Consider the following 17,831-nt stretch of genomic DNA (forward strand, 5'->3'; position numbering starts at 1 on the left):
CAAGTGAGGCCGTCATGCAGGTATTTCTCCGAGAGGCCATCGGCGTCGCGCAGGGTGACGAGGTTCTGTTCACCGACTATGCCCATGGCGGCAAGATGTGGACGGGCGCTGGCGCGCGCGAACGGCGCAAGCATATCGCCTTTCGCGCCGCCTTTCGCGCCGCACCCATGGTGCATGTGGCGCTTTCTCTCTGGGATACCGACAGTGGCACCAATGCGCGCATGGATATCAGCGCCGAAAACGTGACGACCGAGGGTTTTGACGTGGTGTTTCGAACCTGGGGCGATACCCGCGTGGCGCGCGTGCGCGTGCGCTGGATGGCGATTGGTGCGGCGCATCATGACGATGACTGGCCCGAGGTCGAGTGAGCGCGCTCAGGACCGCCGCAACAGCGCCAGAAGTTGCTGCGAGGGTAGCCCATCCTGCGCTACGCCGACCGAAGCCTGAAACGAGCGGATGGCGTTCACCGTGTTCGGCCCCACGATGCCGTCGATCTTTTCGATCCCATAGCCTTTGGCCTGAAGGTGGCGCTGCATCTCCTTGCGCTCGTCAAAGCTGAGCGCATCGTAGCCGCGTGGCCAAGCCGCCTGAATCTCGGCTCCGCCGCCGATCCGGTCGGCAAGATGCCCCACCCCGAGCGCATAGGCATTGGAGTTGTTGTAACGCTTGATCACGTCGAAATTGGCAAAGACCATGAAGGACGGCCCCGCCGCGCCTGCGGGCTGAAAAATGCGCGCGGAACCAAAGTCGCGCACCGCCCGTCCGTCGAGTCCGACGACGCCCTGCGCCGCCCAGTCAGAGGGCATCCGCTTGGTATCGCCAAAGGATGCGCCGCGCGGCACCCGCACCTCGATCCCCCAGGGCATCCCCTTTTTCCAGCCGAACCGCTTGAGATAGGCGGCGGTGGAGGCGAGCGCGTCGGTGGGATTGTCCGACCAGATGTCACGCTTGCCGTCGCCGGTGAAATCCACCGCATAGGCCAGATATGATGTTGGCATGAACTGGGTATGCCCCATGGCCCCGGCCCAGGACCCTTTCATGTTCTCGGGCGTCACATCGCCCGATTGCAGGATTTGCAGCGCGGCGATCAGTTGCTTTTCAAAGAACGCCCCGCGCCGCCCGTCAAAGGCCAGCGTCGCCATGGACTGGATGAGCGAAAGGTCGCCCAGACGCTCGCCATAGGTGCTTTCAAGGCCCCAGACGGCGGTGACGACTTCTTTTTCAACGCCGTAATGCGCCTCGATCCGCTCAAGCGTGCGGCGGTGCCGTCGCAGCGCGTTTTGCCCGTTCTCGACCCGGACGGGTGAGACGGCACTGTCGAGATAGTCCCAGATCTCGCGGCGAAATTCGGATTGGTTGCGGTCCTTGGCCACTACCTCGGGGTCATAGCGCACGCCCTGAAAGGCGCGGTCGAAGACGCGCGCGCTGATCCCCTGAGAGAGCGCGCGGCCCCGGAAACCGGCGATCCAGCGGTCAAAGCCCGCGTGCCCGCTGGCCAGAACCACCCGCGCCGCGCCCTCGGGGCGGGCCTGCGGGCGCAGGCTGCGCACAGGAACATCCACCGACATGACCGCGGCCACCGGTTCCAGTCCCGCGCCGGGCCGCACCTGCGGCCGCAGAGATTCCGTCACCGCGGCCTGCGCCACGCCGCCGATGATGAGAATGAGCCCCGAAAGCCCGATCAGTCCTGCCCGCATTGCCCTGCCTCCGCCTGCTGGTCGTTGGCCCCATGATAGCGCGATTGTTTCCGTTCCGAAAGCAATCCCGCCTTTGCCGAAATTATCTTTGCCGCACACTTGAACCGGGGCCGCCCGGCGCGAGGGCGCAGCGATGATGCTGGCCTATCTGGTCTATATGGCGGTGCTGCTGGCGGCGGTGTAGGCGTCACACCCGCTTGCGGGCCGCCTTGCGCTTGAGCTTGGCGGCCTTGGCGCGGGCGGCAGCAAGCTTGCGGCGGGGCGGTTTGCCGCGCGCTTTAGACGGGCCGCGCGGGACATGCACGCCCTCAAGCTCGATCAGGTCAAAGGTCAGCCCGCCCGAGACCGGCGCGGCCTCGGCAAGGCGCACCGTCGCCCGCTGGCCAAGCGCGATCACCCGGCCCGTCTCGGCCCCCATGAGGGTGCCATTGCCGGGGTCGAAATGGAAATATTCGTGCCCCAGGGCGCGCATCGGGATGAGGCCGTCCGCCCCGGTCTCGTCCAGCTTCACGAAGACGCCAAAGCGCGCGATGCCGCTGATCCGCCCGGTGAAATCCTCGCCCAGACGCTCCGCAAGGAAGGCGGCGAGATAGCGGTCATTGGTGTCGCGCTCGGCCATCATCGAGCGGCGTTCGGTGTCGGAGATGTGTTGCGCGGTGTGCTCCAGCCGTTCCACCTCCTCGGCGCTCAGCCCGTCCTTGCCACAGCCATGCGCCGCGATGAGTGCGCGATGCACCACCAGATCCGCGTAGCGCCGGATGGGCGAGGTGAAATGCGCATAGGCCCGCAGCGCAAGGCCGAAATGGCCCAAATTCTGCGGCGCGTAATAGGCCTGCGTCATCGAGCGCAGGGTGGACATGTTGATGATCTCGGCGTGATCGGTGCCGCGCGCGGCGTGCAAAAGTGCGTTGAGATGCGCGGTGCGCAGCACCTGCCCCTTGGCCAGCGTCAGCCCCGCCGCCTGCGCCACCTCGCGCAGCGCGTCGAGCTTTTCGGGGCTTGGCTCCTCATGCACCCGGAACAGCAGCGGCATTTTCTTCGCGATCAACGTTTCGGCGGCGGCGACATTGGCGAGGACCATGCATTCCTCGATCAGGCGGTGCGCCTCGAATCGCTCGGCATAACGCACCGAGATCACTTCGCCTGCTTCGCTGAGGACCACCTTGCGTTCGGGCAAATCCAGATCGAGCGGCTGACGGCGCTTGCGCGCCGCGACAAGCGCGGCATGGGCGGCGTAGAGCGGACGAATCACCGTCTCAACCAGCGGCCCGGCCTTGTCGCAGGGCGCACCGTCCATCGCCGCCTGAACCTGCTCATAGGTCAGCGACGCCGCCGATCGCATGAGGCCGCGCACAAAACGATGCCCGGTCTTGGTGCCCTCGGCGTCAATGGTCATGCGCATCGCAAGACAGGGGCGCGGCACGCCCTCATGCAGCGAGCACAGATCGCCCGACAGCCGGTCGGGCAGCATCGGCACCACCCGGTCGGGGAAATAGCTGGAATTGCCGCGCTTCCTCGCCTCGGTATCGAGCGCCGCGCCGGGGCGCACGTAATGCGCCACATCGGCGATGGCCACCCAGATCACATGGCCGCCGGGATTAGCGGGGTCGTCATCGGCATGGGCGTAAACCGCGTCGTCGTGGTCGCGCGCATCCCAGGGGTCGATGGTGATGAGCGGCAGGTCGCGCAAATCCTCGCGGCCCTTCAATCCGGCAGGCTTCATCGCGTCGGCCTCGGCGATCACCGCGTCGGGAAACTGGTCGGGGATGCCATGCTGATGGATGGCGATGAGCGAGACGGCCTTGGGTGCGGAAGGATTGCCCAGCCGGTCGAGCACCCGCGCGCGCGGAAGGCCCAGCCGACCTGCGGGCCCAGCCTGCTCGCCCTCGACCAGTTCGCCATCCTGCGCGCCCCCCGTCGCCTCGGCGGCGACCAGCCATTCGCGCCCTTCACCCTTGTCGATGGGCAGGATGCGCCCGCCCTCGGCGCTCTTGCGGAAAATACCCAGCACCCTCCGGGGGTTGGTGCCGATGCGCCGGATCAGGCGCGCTTCGTAATGATGCGGTTCACCGCGCACCTCCTGCAATTTTGCCAGGATGCGGTCGCCTGTCGCGATGGCCGGATCGGCGGCGCGCGGCAGCATCAGAACGACCGGCTCCACCCCCTCGCCATGCCATTCAAGCGGGCGCGCCAGCAACTCGCCATCGGGGGTTTGGCCAGAGATCTGCAGCACGCTCACCGGCGGCAGGCGTTCGGGATCGCGGTATGTTTTCTTGCGCTTTTCCAGATGGCCCTCGGATTCGAGCTCGCGCAGCACGCGCTTGAGGTCGATCCGCGACGCGCCCTTGATGCCAAAAGCCTTGGCTATGTCACGTTTCGAGGTGAGGGTCGGGTGGTCGGAAATCCATTGCAGGATCTCCGCCTTGGAGGGCAACTGGCTCATGTCCCGCCCCTAGCACGATGCGCGCGGGCCGTCATCCGGGAAACCGCGAAAACCGCTTGCGTTTTCACGACGCTCGGGGCAGCATGAAAAAATTATCAATTTTTTCACTGGGGGCGCATGGACGAGCACCGCATCGAGAACGCCGGCAGCCTTGGCGCCGACCTGCGCGCGCTGCGCAAGGCGCGCGGGCTGACGCTTGCCGATCTTGCGGCGCGGCTCGGGCGGTCGGTGGGCTGGCTGTCTCAGGTGGAGCGCGACCTGTCGCAGCCCTCGATCAGCGATTTGCGGCAGGTGGCGGAAATCCTCGGCGTGCCGATGTCGCTTCTGTTCGGTCACGCGGGCGGGCTGGCCGAGGAAAAGGGCTATGTGGTGCGCGCGGGCGCGCGCCGCGCCATGGGATCGGGCGAGGAGGGGTTGATCGAGGAATTGCTCTCGCCCGATCTCACCGACGATTTCGAAGTGATCCACTCCACCTTCCTGCCCCGGTCACAAATGCAGCGCCCGGCGCAGCGCCCGACGCAGGAGGTGGGCTATATCGTCTCGGGGCGGCTTGACCTGACCATCGGCGCGCGGCGCTTTACCGTTGGTCCCGGCGACAGTTTCCGCTTTCGTGGCGAGCCTTACGCCTGGGCAAATCCCTATGACATGCCGTGCGTGGCGATCTGGGTGATCGCCCCGCCGGTTTATTGAGGCCGCGCGCATGAGCTTTGAGGCATGGACCGTCTTTGCGCTCTTCTGGGCGGTGTTCGTCACCACGCCGGGGCCGAACCATGTCAATTGCATTCAGACCGGCATGAGTGTGGGCTTTCGCCGTGGCCTCTGGGCGGTGGCGGCGATCCTGACGCAGGCGACGCTGTTTCTTACTCTTTCGGCGGCGGGGATCACCGCCCTCATCGCCGCTGCGCCCATGGCCTTCGAGGTGGCGAAACTGCTCGGTGCGGGGGTGCTGATATGGCTCGGTCTGCGCGGCTGGATCATGGCGAGGCACCCTGTGCAGGCCGCTGCGCGCCCCGGCGGTTCGGTCTTCTGGCGTGCTTTCCTCATCGCCACCATCAACCCCAAGAGCGTCGCGGGCTATCTCGCAGCCTTCAGCCAGTTCGTGCAGCCGGGCGTGCCGATCTGGGATCAGATGGGGGTAATCTTTCCCACCGCCCTTACCATCACCGCGCTCAGCTATACCGGCTTTACCGCCCTTGGCGCGGGGCTGGGGCGCGCGGCGCTCGGGGCGGTGTTCAACGTCTGGCTGCGGCGGATCATGGCCGCGCTATTCATCGGCTACGGCGTGGTGCTCGGCAGTGCCGCCATGCCGGGGCGCTAGTATCGACAGGACAGGGAGGCATCCATGGCAGACATACCCGGAACGGCCCGCGTGGTGATCATCGGTGGCGGCGCGGTCGGCGCGTCCTGCCTTTATCATCTGGCCAAGGCAGGCTGGACGGATTGCGTTCTTCTGGAGAAGAACGAGCTGACCGCGGGCAGCACCTGGCACGCGGCGGGCAATGTGCCGACGTTCTCGACAAGCTGGTCGGTGATGAACATGCAGCGCTATTCGACCGAGCTTTACGCGCGGCTGGGCGCCGAGGTCGATTACCCGATGAATTATCATCAGACCGGCTCGATCCGCCTCGCGCATAGCCGCGAGCGGATGCAGGAATTCGAGCGCGCCAAGGGGATGGGGCGCTATCAGGGCATGGATCTGGAGATCCTCGGCGTGGAGGAGATCAAGACGCGCTATCCCTTCATCGAAACGCATGACCTTGCCGGCGCGCTCTATGATCCGAACGACGGCGATATCGACCCCGCGCAACTGACCCAGGCGCTGGCCAAGGGCGCCCGCGAGATGGGGGCGAAAGTGCTCCGCTTCTGCCCTGCCACGGGCGTGCGGCGGGAAAACGGTGAATGGATCGTCGAGACCGAAAAGGGCGAGATTCGCTGCGAGATCGTAGTGAACGCCGCCGGGTATTATGCGCAGCGTGTCGGCGAATGGTTCAAGCCCTATGGCGGGCGCACCGTGCCGATGATGGTGATGAGCCATCAATACCTGCTGTCCGAGGAAATCCCCGAGATCGAGGCCTGGTCCCGCGAGGTGGGCCACAAGCTGCCGCTGTTGCGCGATGTGGACGTGTCCTATTACCTGCGGCAGGAAAAGCACGGCTTCAACCTCGGCCCCTATGAGCCGCGCTGCCGCGCCCACTGGATCGACCCCTCCGATCCCATGCCCGACGATTTCAGCTTTCAGCTCTGGCAAGAGGATATAGACCGGATCGAGGAGATCGTGACCGATGCCATGGCGCGCGTGCCGCTTCTGGGCACCGCCGGCATCAGCAAGATCATCAACGGCCCCATCCCCTATGCGCCGGACGGGATGCCTTTGCTTGGCCCCATGCCCGGTGTGCCAAATGCATTCGAGGCCTGTGTCTTTACCTTCGGCATCGCGCAGGGCGGTGGCGCGGGCAAGGTGCTGGCGGAATGGGTGACGGAGGGCGCGACCGAGTGGGACATGTGGTCGTGCGATCCGCGCCGCTACACCGATTACACCGATCCCGACTATTGCGTTCAGAAGGGGATGGAGGTTTACGGCCACGAATACGCCATGCATTTCCCCTGGCACCGCTGGCCCGCCGCCCCCGACCGCAAGCTTTCGCCCCTGCATGACCGGATCAAGGCGCTGGGCGGGCAGATGGGGGCCTATAACGGCTGGGAGCGCGCCAACTGGTTCGCGCAGCCGGGCGACGACACATCCGAGGCGGCGACGCAGACCTGGGATCGCGCCGGGCCGTGGGAGGCGCGCATCAGGGAGGAATGCGAGGCCGTGCGCGATGCCTGCGGTATCCTCGATCTACCGGGCTTCTCGCGCTTCAACATCGAAGGGGCGGGGGCCGCCGAGTGGCTTGCCGCGCAGATCACCGGCGTGGTGCCGCGCGTGGGGCGCATCGGGCTGGTCTATTTCGCCGATGACCGGGGCCGTATCCTCACAGAGATGTCGGTAGTGCGCCACCGCGACGACCTGATGACGCTGATCACCGCCGCCGCCGCCGAATGGCACGATTACGAATTGCTGGCGCGGCGGCTGGAAGGGGCCAAGGGGATCAACCTCACCAATCGCACCCGTGAATACATGACGCAGATCCTTGCGGGGCCTGCCTCGCGCGCGCTGCTGTCCGATATCTGCGATGCGGACCTGAGCCAGCCCTGGCTCACCCATCAGGCGACGGAAATCGCCGGACATTGGGCGCGGCTGGTGCGGGTCTCTTTTACCGGCGAACTGGGCTGGGAAATCCACACGAAGACCCCCGACACCGCCGCCGTTTTCGATGCCGTCTGGCAGGCGGGGCAGGCGCATGGGCTGCGGCCCTTCGGCATGTGGGCGCTCAACAGCTTGCGCATCGAAAAGGGCTATCGCGCGTGGAAGGGAGATCTTTCCACCGACTACTCCATGCTGGAGGGCGGGCTGGAGCGGTTCGTGAAATTCGACAAGCCGCAGGACTTTCCCGGCAAGGCCGCACTTCTGGCCGAGCGGCAGCGGGGCGTGAGCAAACGCTTTGTCACGCTGACCGTAGAGGCGGGGGCGGCGGACGCGCCCTATATGTCCACCCTCTGGCACGAGGGCGAAATCGTGGGCGAGACCACGTCGGGCGCCTGGGGCTACCGGGTGGGCGCGTCTGTCGCGCTGGGCATGCTGCGCGCCGATCTTGCGGTGTCGGGGACCGAAATCGAGGTCGAGATTTACGGCGAACGCTGTCGCGCCGTGGTGCAGCCCGACGGCCCGCTTTGGGACCCGGAAAACGCGCGGTTGCGGGCATGAGCGCCATCACCCTTCTCGACGGCTCCATCGGGCAGGAACTGGTGCGCCGCGCGGGCGACCGGCCCACGCCGCTCTGGTCCACGCAGGCGATGATCGACCGGCCGGACCTCCTGCGCCAGGTGCATGACGCCTATTTCGCCGCTGGCGCCACGGTGGCCTCGACCAACACCTATGCGGTGCTGCCCGACCGGCTGATGCGCGCCGGGATCGCGGATCGTCTGGCTGAACTGACAGAAACGGCCGTCACCGCCGCCCGCGACGCGCGCGACGCTCATGGCGCGGGTCTTGTGGCAGGGACGATCGGGCCGCTTGTGGCGTCCTACCGCCCCGATCTCTGCCCGCCTGCGGCGGAGGCCGCGCGAATCTATGCCGGGCCGGTCGCGCTCCTTTCGCCCCATGTCGATCTGCTGCTCTTCGAGACCATGTCCTCGGTCGATCAGGCGCGCGGCGCACTTCTGGCAGCCGCAAACGCGCCTTGCCCCGTATGGCTCGCGGTCACGGTGATGGACGAGGACGGCACGCGCCTGCGCTCGGGCGAACCGGTGGGGGCGCTCGCCCCCCTGCTGGCCGAACACCGGCCCGACGCGCTCCTCGTCAACTGCACACGCCCCGAATCGGTCGCCCCGGCGCTGGGCACCCTCCGGGGTTTTGGCCTGCCATTCGGGGCCTATGCCAACGGCTTTACCCGCATCACCGAGGGTTTCCTGACCGATGCGCCCACGGTCGATGCGCTTCAGGCGCGCCGCGATCTATCGCCCGCCGCCTATGCCGAACACACGATGGGCTGGATAGGCCAAGGGGCCACCATCGTCGGCGGCTGCTGCGAGGTCGGCCCCGAGCACATTGCCGAATTGGCGCGCCGCATCCGCGAGGCTGGCCATGAGATTGTCTGAGTTTTTCACTGTTCCACAAATACTCCGGGGAGCGCGAGGGGCTGGCCCCTCGCTCCGCCGCCTGACAGGAGCGAAACGATGAGCGATCTTCCCAAACAGGCCCGCGTGGTCATCATCGGCGGTGGCGTGGTGGGCTGTTCGGTGGCCTGGCACCTGACCAAACTGGGCTGGTCCGATGTGGTTCTGCTGGAACGCAAGGCGCTCACCTCCGGTACCACATGGCACGCGGCGGGGTTGATCGGGCAGTTGCGCGCCTCCGCCAACATGACCCGCCTCGCGCGCTATTCGGCAGAGCTTTATACCGGGCTCGAGGCTGAGACGGGCGTGGCCACGGGGTTTCGCCAGGTGGGCTCGATCTCGGCGGCGCTGACGGCGGAGCGGCTCGAGGAGTTGAAGCGTAGCGCCGCCATGGCGCGCGCCTTCGGCGTGCCGGTGGAAGAGCTTTCGCCCACAGAGATCGGCGCGCGCTATCCGCATCTTAACCTCGCGGGGGTGACGGGCGGTGTCTGGCTGCCCACCGATGGGCAGGCGGATCCCGCCAATATTGCGCTGGCGCTGGCCAGGGGCGCGCGGATGCGCGGCGCGCGGGTGCAGGAGAGGGTCAAGGTCACGGGGATCGCCCGCGCGGGGCGTCGCGTGACGGGGGTTGACTGGCAAGGCGAGGATGGCAGCGCGGGCCATATCGCCTGCGACATGATCGTCAATTGCGCGGGCATGTGGGGGCATGAGGTGGGGCGCATGGCGGGCACCAATGTGCCGCTGCATGCCTGCGAGCATTTCTATATCGTGTCCGAGCCGATCGCGGGCCTCACGCAATTGCCGGTGCTGCGGGTGCCGGATGAATGTGCCTATTACAAGGAGGATGCAGGCAAGATCATGCTGGGCGCGTTCGAGCCGGTGTCAAAACCCTGGGGGATGAATGGCATCCCCGAGAGTTTTGAATTTGACCAGTTGCCCGAGGATTTCGACCATTTCGAGCCGATCCTGGAGGCGGCGGTGAACCGGATGCCGATGCTGGCGGAGGCGGGAATTCACACGTTCTTTAACGGTCCGGAAAGTTTTACCCCCGATGATGCCTATCATCTGGGGCTTTGCCCCGAGATGGACAATGTCTGGGTGGCCGCCGGGTTCAACTCCATCGGCATCCAGTCGGCCGGGGGGGCGGGGCATGCGCTGTCGCTCTGGATGGAGGAAGGAGAACGACCGTTTGATCTGGGTGATGTGGATATTGCACGGATGCAGCTGTTTCAGGGCAATCGGCAGTATCTCTTTGATCGCTCCACGGAGACGCTGGGCCTGCTTTATGCCGATCACTATCCGTATCGGCAAAAGGCCACGGCGCGCGGTGTGCGGCGCACGCCGTTTCATGCGCAACTCCTGGCCCAAGGTGCTGTCATGGGCGAATTGGCGGGCTGGGAGCGGGCCAATTGGTATGCCGCGCCGGGGCAGGAGCGGGCGTATCAATATTCGTGGAAGCGGCAGAACTGGTTTGACAATGCCGGGGCCGAGGCGCGCGCCATTCGCGGGGCCGTGGGCATGTATGACATGTCGAGCTTCGGCAAGCTGCGGGTCGAGGGGCCGGATGCCGAGGCGTTTCTCAACCATGTCTGCGGGGCGGATATGTCTGTGGCGCCGGGGCGGATTGTCTATACGCAATTCCTCAACGCGCGTGGCGGCATCGAGGCCGATGTGACGGTGACGCGGCTGAGCGAGAGTGCCTATCTGGTGGTCACCCCCGCCGCGACGCGGCTGGCGGATGAAACATGGCTGCGGCGGCATGTGGGCGGGCGGATGGTCGTGATCACCGATCTGACCGCAGCGGAGGGGGTGCTGGCGGTGATGGGCCCACGGGCGCGCGGCCTCTTGCGCGCGGTCTCGCCCGATGATTTCTCGAACGCGGCGCATCCCTTTGGTCAGGCCCGGCAGATCGAGATCGGCATGGGCGTGGCGCGGGCGCATCGCGTGTCCTATGTGGGCGAGTTGGGATGGGAAATCTATGTGAGCGCCGAGATGTGCGGTCATGTGTTTGAGGCGCTGATGGAGGCGGGGGCGGAGCATGGGCTAAAGCTCTGCGGGATGCACGCGATGGACAGTTGCCGCATCGAGAAGGCGTTTCGCCATTTTGGCCATGATATCACCTGCGAGGATCATGTGCTGGAGGCAGGATTGGGCTTTGCCGTGAAAACCGCCAAGCCCGCCTTCATCGGCCGCGACGCGGTTCTGCGCAAGCGCGAGACTGGCCTTGAGCGCCGCCTTGTGCAGTTCCGTCTGACCGAGCCCGAACCGATGCTCTATCACAACGAGCCGGTGCTCAGGGATGGCGAGATCGTGGGGCATCTCACCTCGGGGGCCTACGGGCATCATCTGGGCGCGGCCATCGGCATGGGCTATGTGCCGTGTCCGGGCGAGAGTGCCGAGCAGGTGCTGGCCTCACGCTACGAGATCGACGTGGCGGGCAGCCGGGTGCGGGCCGAGGCGAGCCTCAGGCCGCTCTATGATCCGGCCTCGGAGCGGATGAGGGGCTGAGGGCGCGCGCCCTCTCCGCCTCTTGCAATGTCATCCCCGCGAACGCGGGGATCTCCCGAGGCGCAGAGATCCTCTGGTCAAGCCAGAGGGTGACAGGGCGCGACGGGCTGAGGGTGCGCGCGCCCCGCATTGCGTCGCATTGATCCTTTCACCGTCTCGCCCTATAGGCCATGCGACGCCAAGCGACGCAGGAAGGAAACGCCATGTCCAACGCCCAACTGGAAACCGCCATCGAAGCCGCCTGGGAGGCACGCGACACGATCACCCCGGCCACCGGGGGCGAGACTCGCGAGGCGATCGAGGAAACGCTCGACGCGCTTGACCATGGCACGCTGCGCGTGGCCGAACGACAGGAGAACGGCGACTGGCGCGTCAACCAATGGGCCAAGAAGGCGGTGCTTCTGGGGTTCCGCATCAAGGATATGGAAATCCATGACAATGGCCCGCAAGGCGGCGGCTGGTGGGACAAGGTGGACAGCAAGTTCAAGGGCTGGGGCGAGACCGAATGGCGCGCCGCAGGCTTTCGTGCGGTCCCCAACTGTGTCGTGCGCAAATCGGCCTATATCGCGCCGGGCGTGGTGCTGATGCCGTCCTTCGTCAATCTCGGGGCCTATGTGGGCGAGGGCACGATGGTGGACACCTGGGCCACGGTCGGCTCCTGCGCGCAGATCGGCAAGGGCGTGCATCTGTCGGGCGGTGTGGGCATCGGCGGGGTGCTGGAACCGATGCAGGCGGGGCCGACGATCATCGAGGACAACTGTTTCATCGGCGCGCGCTCCGAGGTGGTCGAGGGCTGTATCGTGCGTGAAGGCTCGGTTCTTGGGATGGGGGTTTTCATCGGGAAATCCACCAAGATCGTCGACCGCGAGACCGGCGCGGTCACCTATGGCGAGGTGCCGCCCTATTCGGTGGTGGTGGCAGGTTCGATGCCGTCGAAGGGGGGGATCAACCTCTATTGCGCGGTGATCGTGAAGCGGGTGGACGCGCAGACGCGGTCCAAGACCGGGATCAACGAGTTGTTGAGGGACTGAGAACGCCGGGCGCGCAGGGCGGCGTCGATTTTTCTTGACCGATCGTTCCAATACGATCTAAGAGACGGCCATGGGACGCCAACGCATATATGAACCCGACAAGGTGGTGGACAGCGCCATCGCCGCCTTCTGGGCGCGCGGGTTCGAGGCCACGTCGATCAACGATCTGGTTGCGGCCACGGGCGTGAACCGCGCCAGCCTTTATGCCGGGTTCGAGGACAAGCGCGGGCTGTTTCTGGCCAGCATCACCCGCTATGACGACCGCCAGAGGCGCGGCTTTCTGGAGCGGCTAGCGCGCGATCTGCCGCCGCGCGACGCGATCCTTGCCGCCTTCGACGCCGCCGCCACCCCGCCCGCACCGGGCCAGCCGGGCGGCTGCCTTCTGGTCAATACCGCGCTGGAACTGGCCCCGCATGATGCCGAGATCCGCGATCTGGTCCAGGACGCTTTTGCGGGCGTCCAGGCGTTCTTTCGCGGCCGGATCGAGGCCGGGCAAGCCACCGGCGCGATACCGCAAGGCATCGATGCCGCGCGCACGGCGCAAACCCTTCTGGGGCTTTTCATGGGGCTGCGCGTGCTGATGCGTGCGGGCATCCCCTCGGACGCCGCCCCCGCCGCCATCACATCGCAAGCGCGGGCACTTCTGGTGTGAAAATTTTTTGCCCGCACTAGAACGATCATTCCATAAAGGGAGACCCACCATGACTGTATCCTATGTCGAACGCGAACAGGCCAACCCCGAGACGCTTGCCTTCTACGACCGGGCGGAGGAGCGGTTTCAGGCGCTGCTCAACATCTTCAAGGTGTTCGGCCACCAGCCCGAATATGGCGAGGTCTTTACCTCGACCATCATGGCGATTCTCAAGGACGGGGTGCTTGACTGGAACACCAAGGAGTTGCTGATCCTCAAGGCCACGCAGGGCAATGATTGCCAGTATTGCGTGGTTCAGCACGAGCGGCTGTGCGACATGCTGGGCATCCCCTCCGAGAAGGTGGCCGATATCGACGGTGTCAAATACCGCACCAGCCCGCATTTCACCCCCGGCGAGGTGGCGCTTCTGGATTTCTGCATCCAGATCGGCGAGGACGCCAACCGCGTGCCAAAGGAGTTGTGGGAGCGCCTGCACGCCCATTGGAGCGAGCCGCAGATCGTCGATGCGGCCTTCGTCATTACCACCTATATCGCGGTGTCGAAATTCGGCGACGCGCTTGGCGTGGCGCTGGAACCGATGTTCGACGGGTTCAAGCCGAAACTCACCATCAACCACTGAGGGCACATCATGCGGATCGAGATATTCACCGGGCCGGGCTGTTCCTATTGCGAGGCGGCCAAGGCGCTGCTTGATGCGCGCGGCCTTGCCTATGAGGCGCATGACATGACCGACCCGGATGTGCGCGCCGACTATGCCGCGCGCCTGCCGCGCGAGAAATCCATCCCGCAGATCTTCATCGACGGGGTCCATATCGGCGGGGCCGAGGATCTGCGGGATCATTTCAACCGGGGCTGAGCGGCGCTTGACTTCTTGTGCGCCCTCGCTCAGGGGTGCATCGAACCGGGAGGGCGCGCGCATGAGCGACAAACCAAGCCGCCAGCAGGTCTATACCCTGCTGGTGGAAATCGGACGCAAGGCGGGCGACGGGCTTCCCAAAGGGGCTACCGGGGCGGCGCTGATGGTTTATGCCTCGGGCGTGGACGAGGCCGAGGCGGTGCGCGAATCTGTGGCCATCCTCAAGCAGGCTGATTGTGCGCCGCTCGACGTGACAGGCTATGGCACATTGGCCGAACGCGAGGCCGAGGGCCATGAGATCAGCGCCGAGGAACGCGCGCTGATGCAGCGTGCGCTTGACGAGAATTCCGTGATCGTGGCGCAGATGACGCCGTTTTTCGACTAGAGCATGTTGCTCAAAAGCGGGAACCGGTTTTGAGCTTCTCGAACATGCGAAATCAATAAGTTAGAGCATGTCTCGAAAGGCGTCGAGCACGCGGGCATAGACCGCGCGCTTGAACGGCACGATCTGCGCCACAAGATCCTCTGGCGGCAGCCAGCGCCATTCCGAGAATTCCGGGTGTGCGGTGTCGATCCTGACATCCGAGTCCTGCCCGAGAAAGCGCATGAGCACCCATTTCTGCTCCTGTCCGCGATACTGTCCTTTCCAGATGCGCGGCACGATCTCGTGTGGCAGGTCATACGGCAGCCAGTCTGGCGTTTCCGCCTCGATCCGCACCTTGTCGGGGGTGACGCCGGTTTCTTCCCACAATTCGCGCAACGCCGCCTCGCGCACGCTCTCGCCTTCGTCGATGCCGCCCTGTGGCATTTGCCAGGCGGGCGCGTCATTGTCGATTCGCTGGCCGACAAAGACATGACCGGCCGGGTTGGCGAGCATCACGCCGACGCAGCGGCGATAGGGCAGGCGGGCGATGTCGTCGGGGGTCATCACGGCTCTCCTTCAGGCGGCGCGACCTTGCGGCGGGGCGTGGGCGCGGTCAAGACCCGATACCGAGGAAGGTGGCGATCGCCTCGGCCACAGTCTGCGGGCGGGTGATCGGGCCCATGTGGCCTGCGCCGGGGATCGTCACGCGCCGCGCGTCGGGCAGGCGCGCGGCCAGTCCCGCGTTGATCGCAGCGATGATCGCCGGAGAGCGCGCACCCTGCATCATTAGCACAGGCGCGGCGATATGGTGGAGCGCCCCCGAGGCCAGCATCCCGCCCGCATCACCATAAAGCGCGGGCGCGGCCGCCTCGATCAGCGGCATCTGCGCGGCGATGCGGGCGCGCGTTGCCTCTGGGAGGGCATCCCAGCCCTCGCCATCGCCCCAGACCCGCAGGAAACCGCGCGCCGCCCGTGCCATGTCGCCCGCCGCGACACCGGCCCGATAGTCAGCCATCTCCGCCTCGTGGCCCGCGCGCATTCCGGGCCGGTCGGCCAGCGCCACGGCGAAGAATACCGGCTCGTACAGGCTGAGCGAACGCACGAGGTGCGGATGCGCGACCGCCAGTCGCAGCGCCACGGTCGCGCCGAAGGAATGGCCGATGATATCGGTGGGGCCGTCGAGAAAATTGGCGGCCATAGCGGTGCTCACGGCCTGAATCTCGCCCTTGCCCTCCCAGGCGCTGCTGTTTCCGTGCCCCGGCAGATCGAAGGCCGTCACCGTCAGATGCCGTCCAAGCGCCCGCGCCACCCCCGCCCAGGCCCCGGAATGCGCCAGCGAGCAATGGATGGCCAGTGCCGCGCGCGGGCCTTGCCCCATCACCTGCCAGTGGGTCTCGAACCCGCCCCGCAGCCCGCGCGGCATCGCCTCAGAGCATGCCCGCGAGGTGTAGGTCGAGATCCTCAAGCCGGTCCTGGCCCCAGAACGCCTGCCCGCTGTCCACAACGTAAAATGGCGCGCCGAAGACGCCCGCCGCCACCGCATCCTCAAGGTTGGCGGCATAGGTCTCTGCTCCCGACAGAAGCCCGCTATCGGCAAGCGCCGGATCGAACCCTGCCCGCGTCAGGCAATCGCGCACCACGTCATCCCCGGCGATGTCGCGCTCCTCGGCCCAGCAGGCGCGCAGAATGCTCTGCACCAGCGCGCCGATATCGCCGCCGCCCGCCTTTTGCGCGGCGATGATGGCATAGGAGGAGGGCGCCGGATTGGTCGGCCAATGGGTGGGTTTGAGATTGAGCGGCAGGCCGCGCTTCTTCGCCTGACGCGGCAGTTCCTGCGCGCGATAGGCGCTGCGCGAGGGGTGGCGCTCGGCGGGGGCGGTGCCGCCGGTGCGGGCGAAAAGCGCAATGATGTCGAGGGGCTTGTAGGCCACACTCGCACCGTGTTTCGCGGCGATTCGTTCCAGCCCGTCCCCGGCGAGATAGGCAAAGGGCGAGAGGGTCGAGAAGTAATAGTCGATATGGGCCATCGCGGCATGCTCCCTTGGAGGTTTGCCTGACCGTAGGGCCGTGCTAAGCGGGGCGCAACATCACGAATCTGTCATAGAGACATCCGGGGATACTGACATGGCCGCCAATGACGAACCGAAGCTGATTTCGGGCAATGCCAACATGCCGCTTTCCAAGGCCATCGCCCGGCGCATGTCGGTGCATCGCGGCGTGAGCGTGGGGCTTGTCGATGCCCGTATCGAGCGGTTCAACGATCAGGAGATCTTTGTCGAGATATTCGAGAATGTGCGCGGCGAGGACATGTTCATCATCCAGCCCACGTCGAAGCCCGCCAATGACAACCTGATGGAACTTCTGATCATGGCCGACACGCTGCGCCGTTCCTCGGCGCGGCGCATCACTGCCGTGATTCCCTATTTCGGCTATGCCCGTCAGGACCGCCGCACCAAGGCGCGCACGCCCATTTCGGCCAAGCTTGTCGCCAACATGATCGTCGAGGCGGGGATCGAGCGGGTGCTGACCATGGACCTGCACGCCGCGCAGATTCAGGGTTTCTTCGATATTCCGGTGGACAACCTTTATGCCTCGCCGATCTTCGCGCTCGACATCAAGGCGCAGTTCGGCGCGGTCATCGGCGACGTGATGATCGTCTCGCCCGATGTAGGCGGCGTGGCGCGCGCGCGCGAGCTTGCCAAGCGGATCAACGCGCCCCTCTCGATCGTGGACAAGCGCCGCGAGAAACCGGGCGAAGTAGCCGAAATGACAGTGATCGGCGAGGTGACTGACAAGATCTGCATCATCGTCGATGATATGTGCGACACGGCCGGCACCATGTGCAAGGCCGCCGAGGTGCTGCTCGAGAATGGCGCACGCGAGGTCCACGCCTATACCACCCATGGCGTCATGTCCGGCCCGGCGGTGGAACGGATCACCAATTCCGTGCTGAAATCGATGGTCATCTCCGACACGATCCAACCGACCGAGGCGGTCAAGGCCACGCCCAATATCCGCATCATCCCGACGGCGCCGATCTTTGCCCAGGCGATCCTCAACATCTGGAACGGCACCAGCGTCTCGTCGCTGTTCGAGGCCGATTCGCTCGAGCCGATCTACGAAGGCAAGTTTGGTGGCTGAGCAGTTCCAAGGGTGGGCGCGGGTTCACCCTCATGTCCAGCCTGAGCAGGCGGATAGGTTATCGCCCGGCGTGTTGCGGTGCGTTGTGCACACGCACCCGAGCACCCAGCCACAGCCCAAGGCCAAGCCCCGCAGCGGTCAGCGCCCCCATCAGCAGCCGCAACCGCCCCATCAGCGCGCTCAGCCCGCCGCAATCGGTACCCTCGCAAACCCAACCGACAGTGGCAAAGAGCACGAGTATCGCCAACAGCGCCACCCCGGCGATCGCGACCCCCAGGAGCGGGCCCCGCCGCCCGCCCAGCCCCATGCCGAGCGCCACAGCGATGGTGACGCCGGCGACCCAGAAAAATGCCAGAAAGGTCAGGCCCATTCGCGCGGTCTCTCCTGTTCGATGTTGGGCCAGCATACACATGTCGGGGCAGC

The 17,831-nt window shown here is 65.8% G+C and carries 18 protein-coding genes; 12 read left to right on the forward strand and 6 right to left on the reverse strand.

From position 1 onward, the window contains the following. Positions 1 to 14 precede the first annotated feature (14 nt). On the forward strand, positions 15 to 368 hold the full coding sequence (locus KAK09_RS04865) for an H-type lectin domain-containing protein (protein ID WP_210877741.1): 354 nt from the start codon (positions 15 to 17) through the stop codon (positions 366 to 368). A gap of 6 nt (positions 369 to 374) precedes the next feature. Here KAK09_RS04865 and KAK09_RS04870 read toward each other — a convergent pair whose 3' ends face one another. Together KAK09_RS04870 and rnr are read right to left on the reverse strand one after the other, a co-directional pair. Continuing rightward, the gene (locus tag KAK09_RS04870) at positions 375 to 1,697 is read right to left on the reverse strand and encodes a lytic murein transglycosylase (protein WP_210877742.1); all 1,323 of its coding nucleotides are present in this window, start codon (positions 1,695 to 1,697) and stop codon (positions 375 to 377) included. A gap of 187 nt (positions 1,698 to 1,884) precedes the next feature. Beyond that, positions 1,885 to 4,140, reverse strand: coding sequence for a ribonuclease R (rnr, locus tag KAK09_RS04875; RefSeq protein WP_210877744.1), 2,256 nt, complete (start codon positions 4,138 to 4,140; stop codon positions 1,885 to 1,887). A gap of 117 nt (positions 4,141 to 4,257) precedes the next feature. Here rnr and KAK09_RS04880 point away from each other — a divergent pair, with 117 nt between their 5' ends. From KAK09_RS04880 to KAK09_RS04925, 10 genes are all read left to right on the forward strand, one after another. Beyond that, positions 4,258 to 4,830, forward strand: coding sequence for a helix-turn-helix domain-containing protein (locus KAK09_RS04880; RefSeq protein ID WP_210877746.1), 573 nt, complete (start codon positions 4,258 to 4,260; stop codon positions 4,828 to 4,830). Positions 4,831 to 4,840: 10 nt separating this feature from the next. Next, a complete protein-coding gene (locus KAK09_RS04885) occupies positions 4,841 to 5,458 on the forward strand; it encodes a LysE family translocator (protein ID WP_210877748.1) in 618 nt (205 codons plus the stop codon). A 24-nt stretch (positions 5,459 to 5,482) separates the two neighbouring features. Then, a complete protein-coding gene (locus KAK09_RS04890) occupies positions 5,483 to 7,945 on the forward strand; it encodes a GcvT family protein (protein WP_210877749.1) in 2,463 nt (820 codons plus the stop codon). Then, positions 7,942 to 8,838, forward strand: coding sequence for a homocysteine S-methyltransferase family protein (locus tag KAK09_RS04895; RefSeq protein ID WP_210877751.1), 897 nt, complete (start codon positions 7,942 to 7,944; stop codon positions 8,836 to 8,838). The genes KAK09_RS04890 and KAK09_RS04895 overlap by 4 nt, the downstream gene beginning before the upstream one ends. A 78-nt stretch (positions 8,839 to 8,916) precedes the next feature. After that, positions 8,917 to 11,364: a GcvT family protein gene (locus KAK09_RS04900; protein ID WP_210877753.1), complete on the forward strand. Its 2,448-nt coding sequence runs from the start codon at positions 8,917 to 8,919 to the stop codon at positions 11,362 to 11,364. 203 nt (positions 11,365 to 11,567) lie between these two features. Next, the gene (gene dapD / locus KAK09_RS04905; protein WP_210877754.1) at positions 11,568 to 12,395 is read left to right on the forward strand and encodes a 2,3,4,5-tetrahydropyridine-2,6-dicarboxylate N-succinyltransferase; all 828 of its coding nucleotides are present in this window, start codon (positions 11,568 to 11,570) and stop codon (positions 12,393 to 12,395) included. Positions 12,396 to 12,465: 70 nt separating this feature from the next. Then, the gene (locus KAK09_RS04910; RefSeq protein WP_210877756.1) at positions 12,466 to 13,047 is read left to right on the forward strand and encodes a TetR/AcrR family transcriptional regulator; all 582 of its coding nucleotides are present in this window, start codon (positions 12,466 to 12,468) and stop codon (positions 13,045 to 13,047) included. 49 nt (positions 13,048 to 13,096) lie between these two features. Further along, the gene (locus KAK09_RS04915; RefSeq protein ID WP_210877758.1) at positions 13,097 to 13,666 is read left to right on the forward strand and encodes a carboxymuconolactone decarboxylase family protein; all 570 of its coding nucleotides are present in this window, start codon (positions 13,097 to 13,099) and stop codon (positions 13,664 to 13,666) included. Between the two features lie 9 nt (positions 13,667 to 13,675). After that, positions 13,676 to 13,903, forward strand: coding sequence for a glutaredoxin domain-containing protein (locus KAK09_RS04920; protein ID WP_247651076.1), 228 nt, complete (start codon positions 13,676 to 13,678; stop codon positions 13,901 to 13,903). A 61-nt stretch (positions 13,904 to 13,964) separates the two neighbouring features. After that, a complete protein-coding gene (locus KAK09_RS04925) occupies positions 13,965 to 14,288 on the forward strand; it encodes a hypothetical protein (RefSeq protein WP_210877760.1) in 324 nt (107 codons plus the stop codon). A 60-nt stretch (positions 14,289 to 14,348) separates the two neighbouring features. On the opposite strand, the gene KAK09_RS04930 is transcribed toward KAK09_RS04925, so the two are convergent. From KAK09_RS04930 to KAK09_RS04940, 3 genes are read right to left on the reverse strand one after another with little or no spacing between them, the layout of a single operon-like run. Continuing rightward, positions 14,349 to 14,831: an RNA pyrophosphohydrolase gene (locus tag KAK09_RS04930; protein WP_210877762.1), complete on the reverse strand. Its 483-nt coding sequence runs from the start codon at positions 14,829 to 14,831 to the stop codon at positions 14,349 to 14,351. 49 nt (positions 14,832 to 14,880) lie between these two features. Then, positions 14,881 to 15,732 (reverse strand): alpha/beta fold hydrolase, encoded by an 852-nt coding sequence (locus KAK09_RS04935; protein WP_336244422.1) that lies wholly within the window; start codon positions 15,730 to 15,732, stop codon positions 14,881 to 14,883. Beyond that, the gene (locus tag KAK09_RS04940; protein WP_210877763.1) at positions 15,695 to 16,294 is read right to left on the reverse strand and encodes a 2-hydroxychromene-2-carboxylate isomerase; all 600 of its coding nucleotides are present in this window, start codon (positions 16,292 to 16,294) and stop codon (positions 15,695 to 15,697) included. Before KAK09_RS04940 ends, KAK09_RS04935 begins: the two co-directional genes overlap by 38 nt. A gap of 97 nt (positions 16,295 to 16,391) precedes the next feature. Here KAK09_RS04940 and KAK09_RS04945 point away from each other — a divergent pair, with 97 nt between their 5' ends. Continuing rightward, entirely contained in the window at positions 16,392 to 17,408 is a 1,017-nt protein-coding gene (locus KAK09_RS04945; protein ID WP_210877765.1) for a ribose-phosphate pyrophosphokinase, read from the forward strand. Positions 17,409 to 17,466: 58 nt separating this feature from the next. Here the strand turns inward: KAK09_RS04945 and KAK09_RS04950 are convergent, their stop codons facing one another. After that, positions 17,467 to 17,778, reverse strand: a complete 312-nt coding sequence (locus KAK09_RS04950; RefSeq protein ID WP_210877767.1) for a hypothetical protein — start codon at positions 17,776 to 17,778, stop codon at positions 17,467 to 17,469. Between the last annotated feature and the right edge of the window lie 53 nt (positions 17,779 to 17,831).

The sequence above is a fragment of the Roseovarius autotrophicus genome (genome assembly GCF_018069895.1).
Taxonomy (GTDB): domain Bacteria; phylum Pseudomonadota; class Alphaproteobacteria; order Rhodobacterales; family Rhodobacteraceae; genus Roseovarius; species Roseovarius autotrophicus.

What these genes read in the sequence shown, in the direction of transcription:
- KAK09_RS04865 (WP_210877741.1), top strand. Translation starts at nt 15, where the DNA reads ATGCAGGTATTTCTCCGAGAGGCCATCGGCGTCGCGCAGGGTGACGAG.
- KAK09_RS04870 (WP_210877742.1), bottom strand. Translation starts at nt 1,697, where the DNA reads ATGCGGGCAGGACTGATCGGGCTTTCGGGGCTCATTCTCATCATCGGC.
- rnr (WP_210877744.1), bottom strand. Translation starts at nt 4,140, where the DNA reads ATGAGCCAGTTGCCCTCCAAGGCGGAGATCCTGCAATGGATTTCCGAC.
- KAK09_RS04880 (WP_210877746.1), top strand. Translation starts at nt 4,258, where the DNA reads ATGGACGAGCACCGCATCGAGAACGCCGGCAGCCTTGGCGCCGACCTG.
- KAK09_RS04885 (WP_210877748.1), top strand. Translation starts at nt 4,841, where the DNA reads ATGAGCTTTGAGGCATGGACCGTCTTTGCGCTCTTCTGGGCGGTGTTC.
- KAK09_RS04890 (WP_210877749.1), top strand. Translation starts at nt 5,483, where the DNA reads ATGGCAGACATACCCGGAACGGCCCGCGTGGTGATCATCGGTGGCGGC.
- KAK09_RS04895 (WP_210877751.1), top strand. Translation starts at nt 7,942, where the DNA reads ATGAGCGCCATCACCCTTCTCGACGGCTCCATCGGGCAGGAACTGGTG.
- KAK09_RS04900 (WP_210877753.1), top strand. Translation starts at nt 8,917, where the DNA reads ATGAGCGATCTTCCCAAACAGGCCCGCGTGGTCATCATCGGCGGTGGC.
- dapD (WP_210877754.1), top strand. Translation starts at nt 11,568, where the DNA reads ATGTCCAACGCCCAACTGGAAACCGCCATCGAAGCCGCCTGGGAGGCA.
- KAK09_RS04910 (WP_210877756.1), top strand. Translation starts at nt 12,466, where the DNA reads ATGGGACGCCAACGCATATATGAACCCGACAAGGTGGTGGACAGCGCC.
- KAK09_RS04915 (WP_210877758.1), top strand. Translation starts at nt 13,097, where the DNA reads ATGACTGTATCCTATGTCGAACGCGAACAGGCCAACCCCGAGACGCTT.
- KAK09_RS04920 (WP_247651076.1), top strand. Translation starts at nt 13,676, where the DNA reads ATGCGGATCGAGATATTCACCGGGCCGGGCTGTTCCTATTGCGAGGCG.
- KAK09_RS04925 (WP_210877760.1), top strand. Translation starts at nt 13,965, where the DNA reads ATGAGCGACAAACCAAGCCGCCAGCAGGTCTATACCCTGCTGGTGGAA.
- KAK09_RS04930 (WP_210877762.1), bottom strand. Translation starts at nt 14,831, where the DNA reads ATGACCCCCGACGACATCGCCCGCCTGCCCTATCGCCGCTGCGTCGGC.
- KAK09_RS04940 (WP_210877763.1), bottom strand. Translation starts at nt 16,294, where the DNA reads ATGGCCCATATCGACTATTACTTCTCGACCCTCTCGCCCTTTGCCTAT.
- KAK09_RS04945 (WP_210877765.1), top strand. Translation starts at nt 16,392, where the DNA reads ATGGCCGCCAATGACGAACCGAAGCTGATTTCGGGCAATGCCAACATG.
- KAK09_RS04950 (WP_210877767.1), bottom strand. Translation starts at nt 17,778, where the DNA reads ATGGGCCTGACCTTTCTGGCATTTTTCTGGGTCGCCGGCGTCACCATC.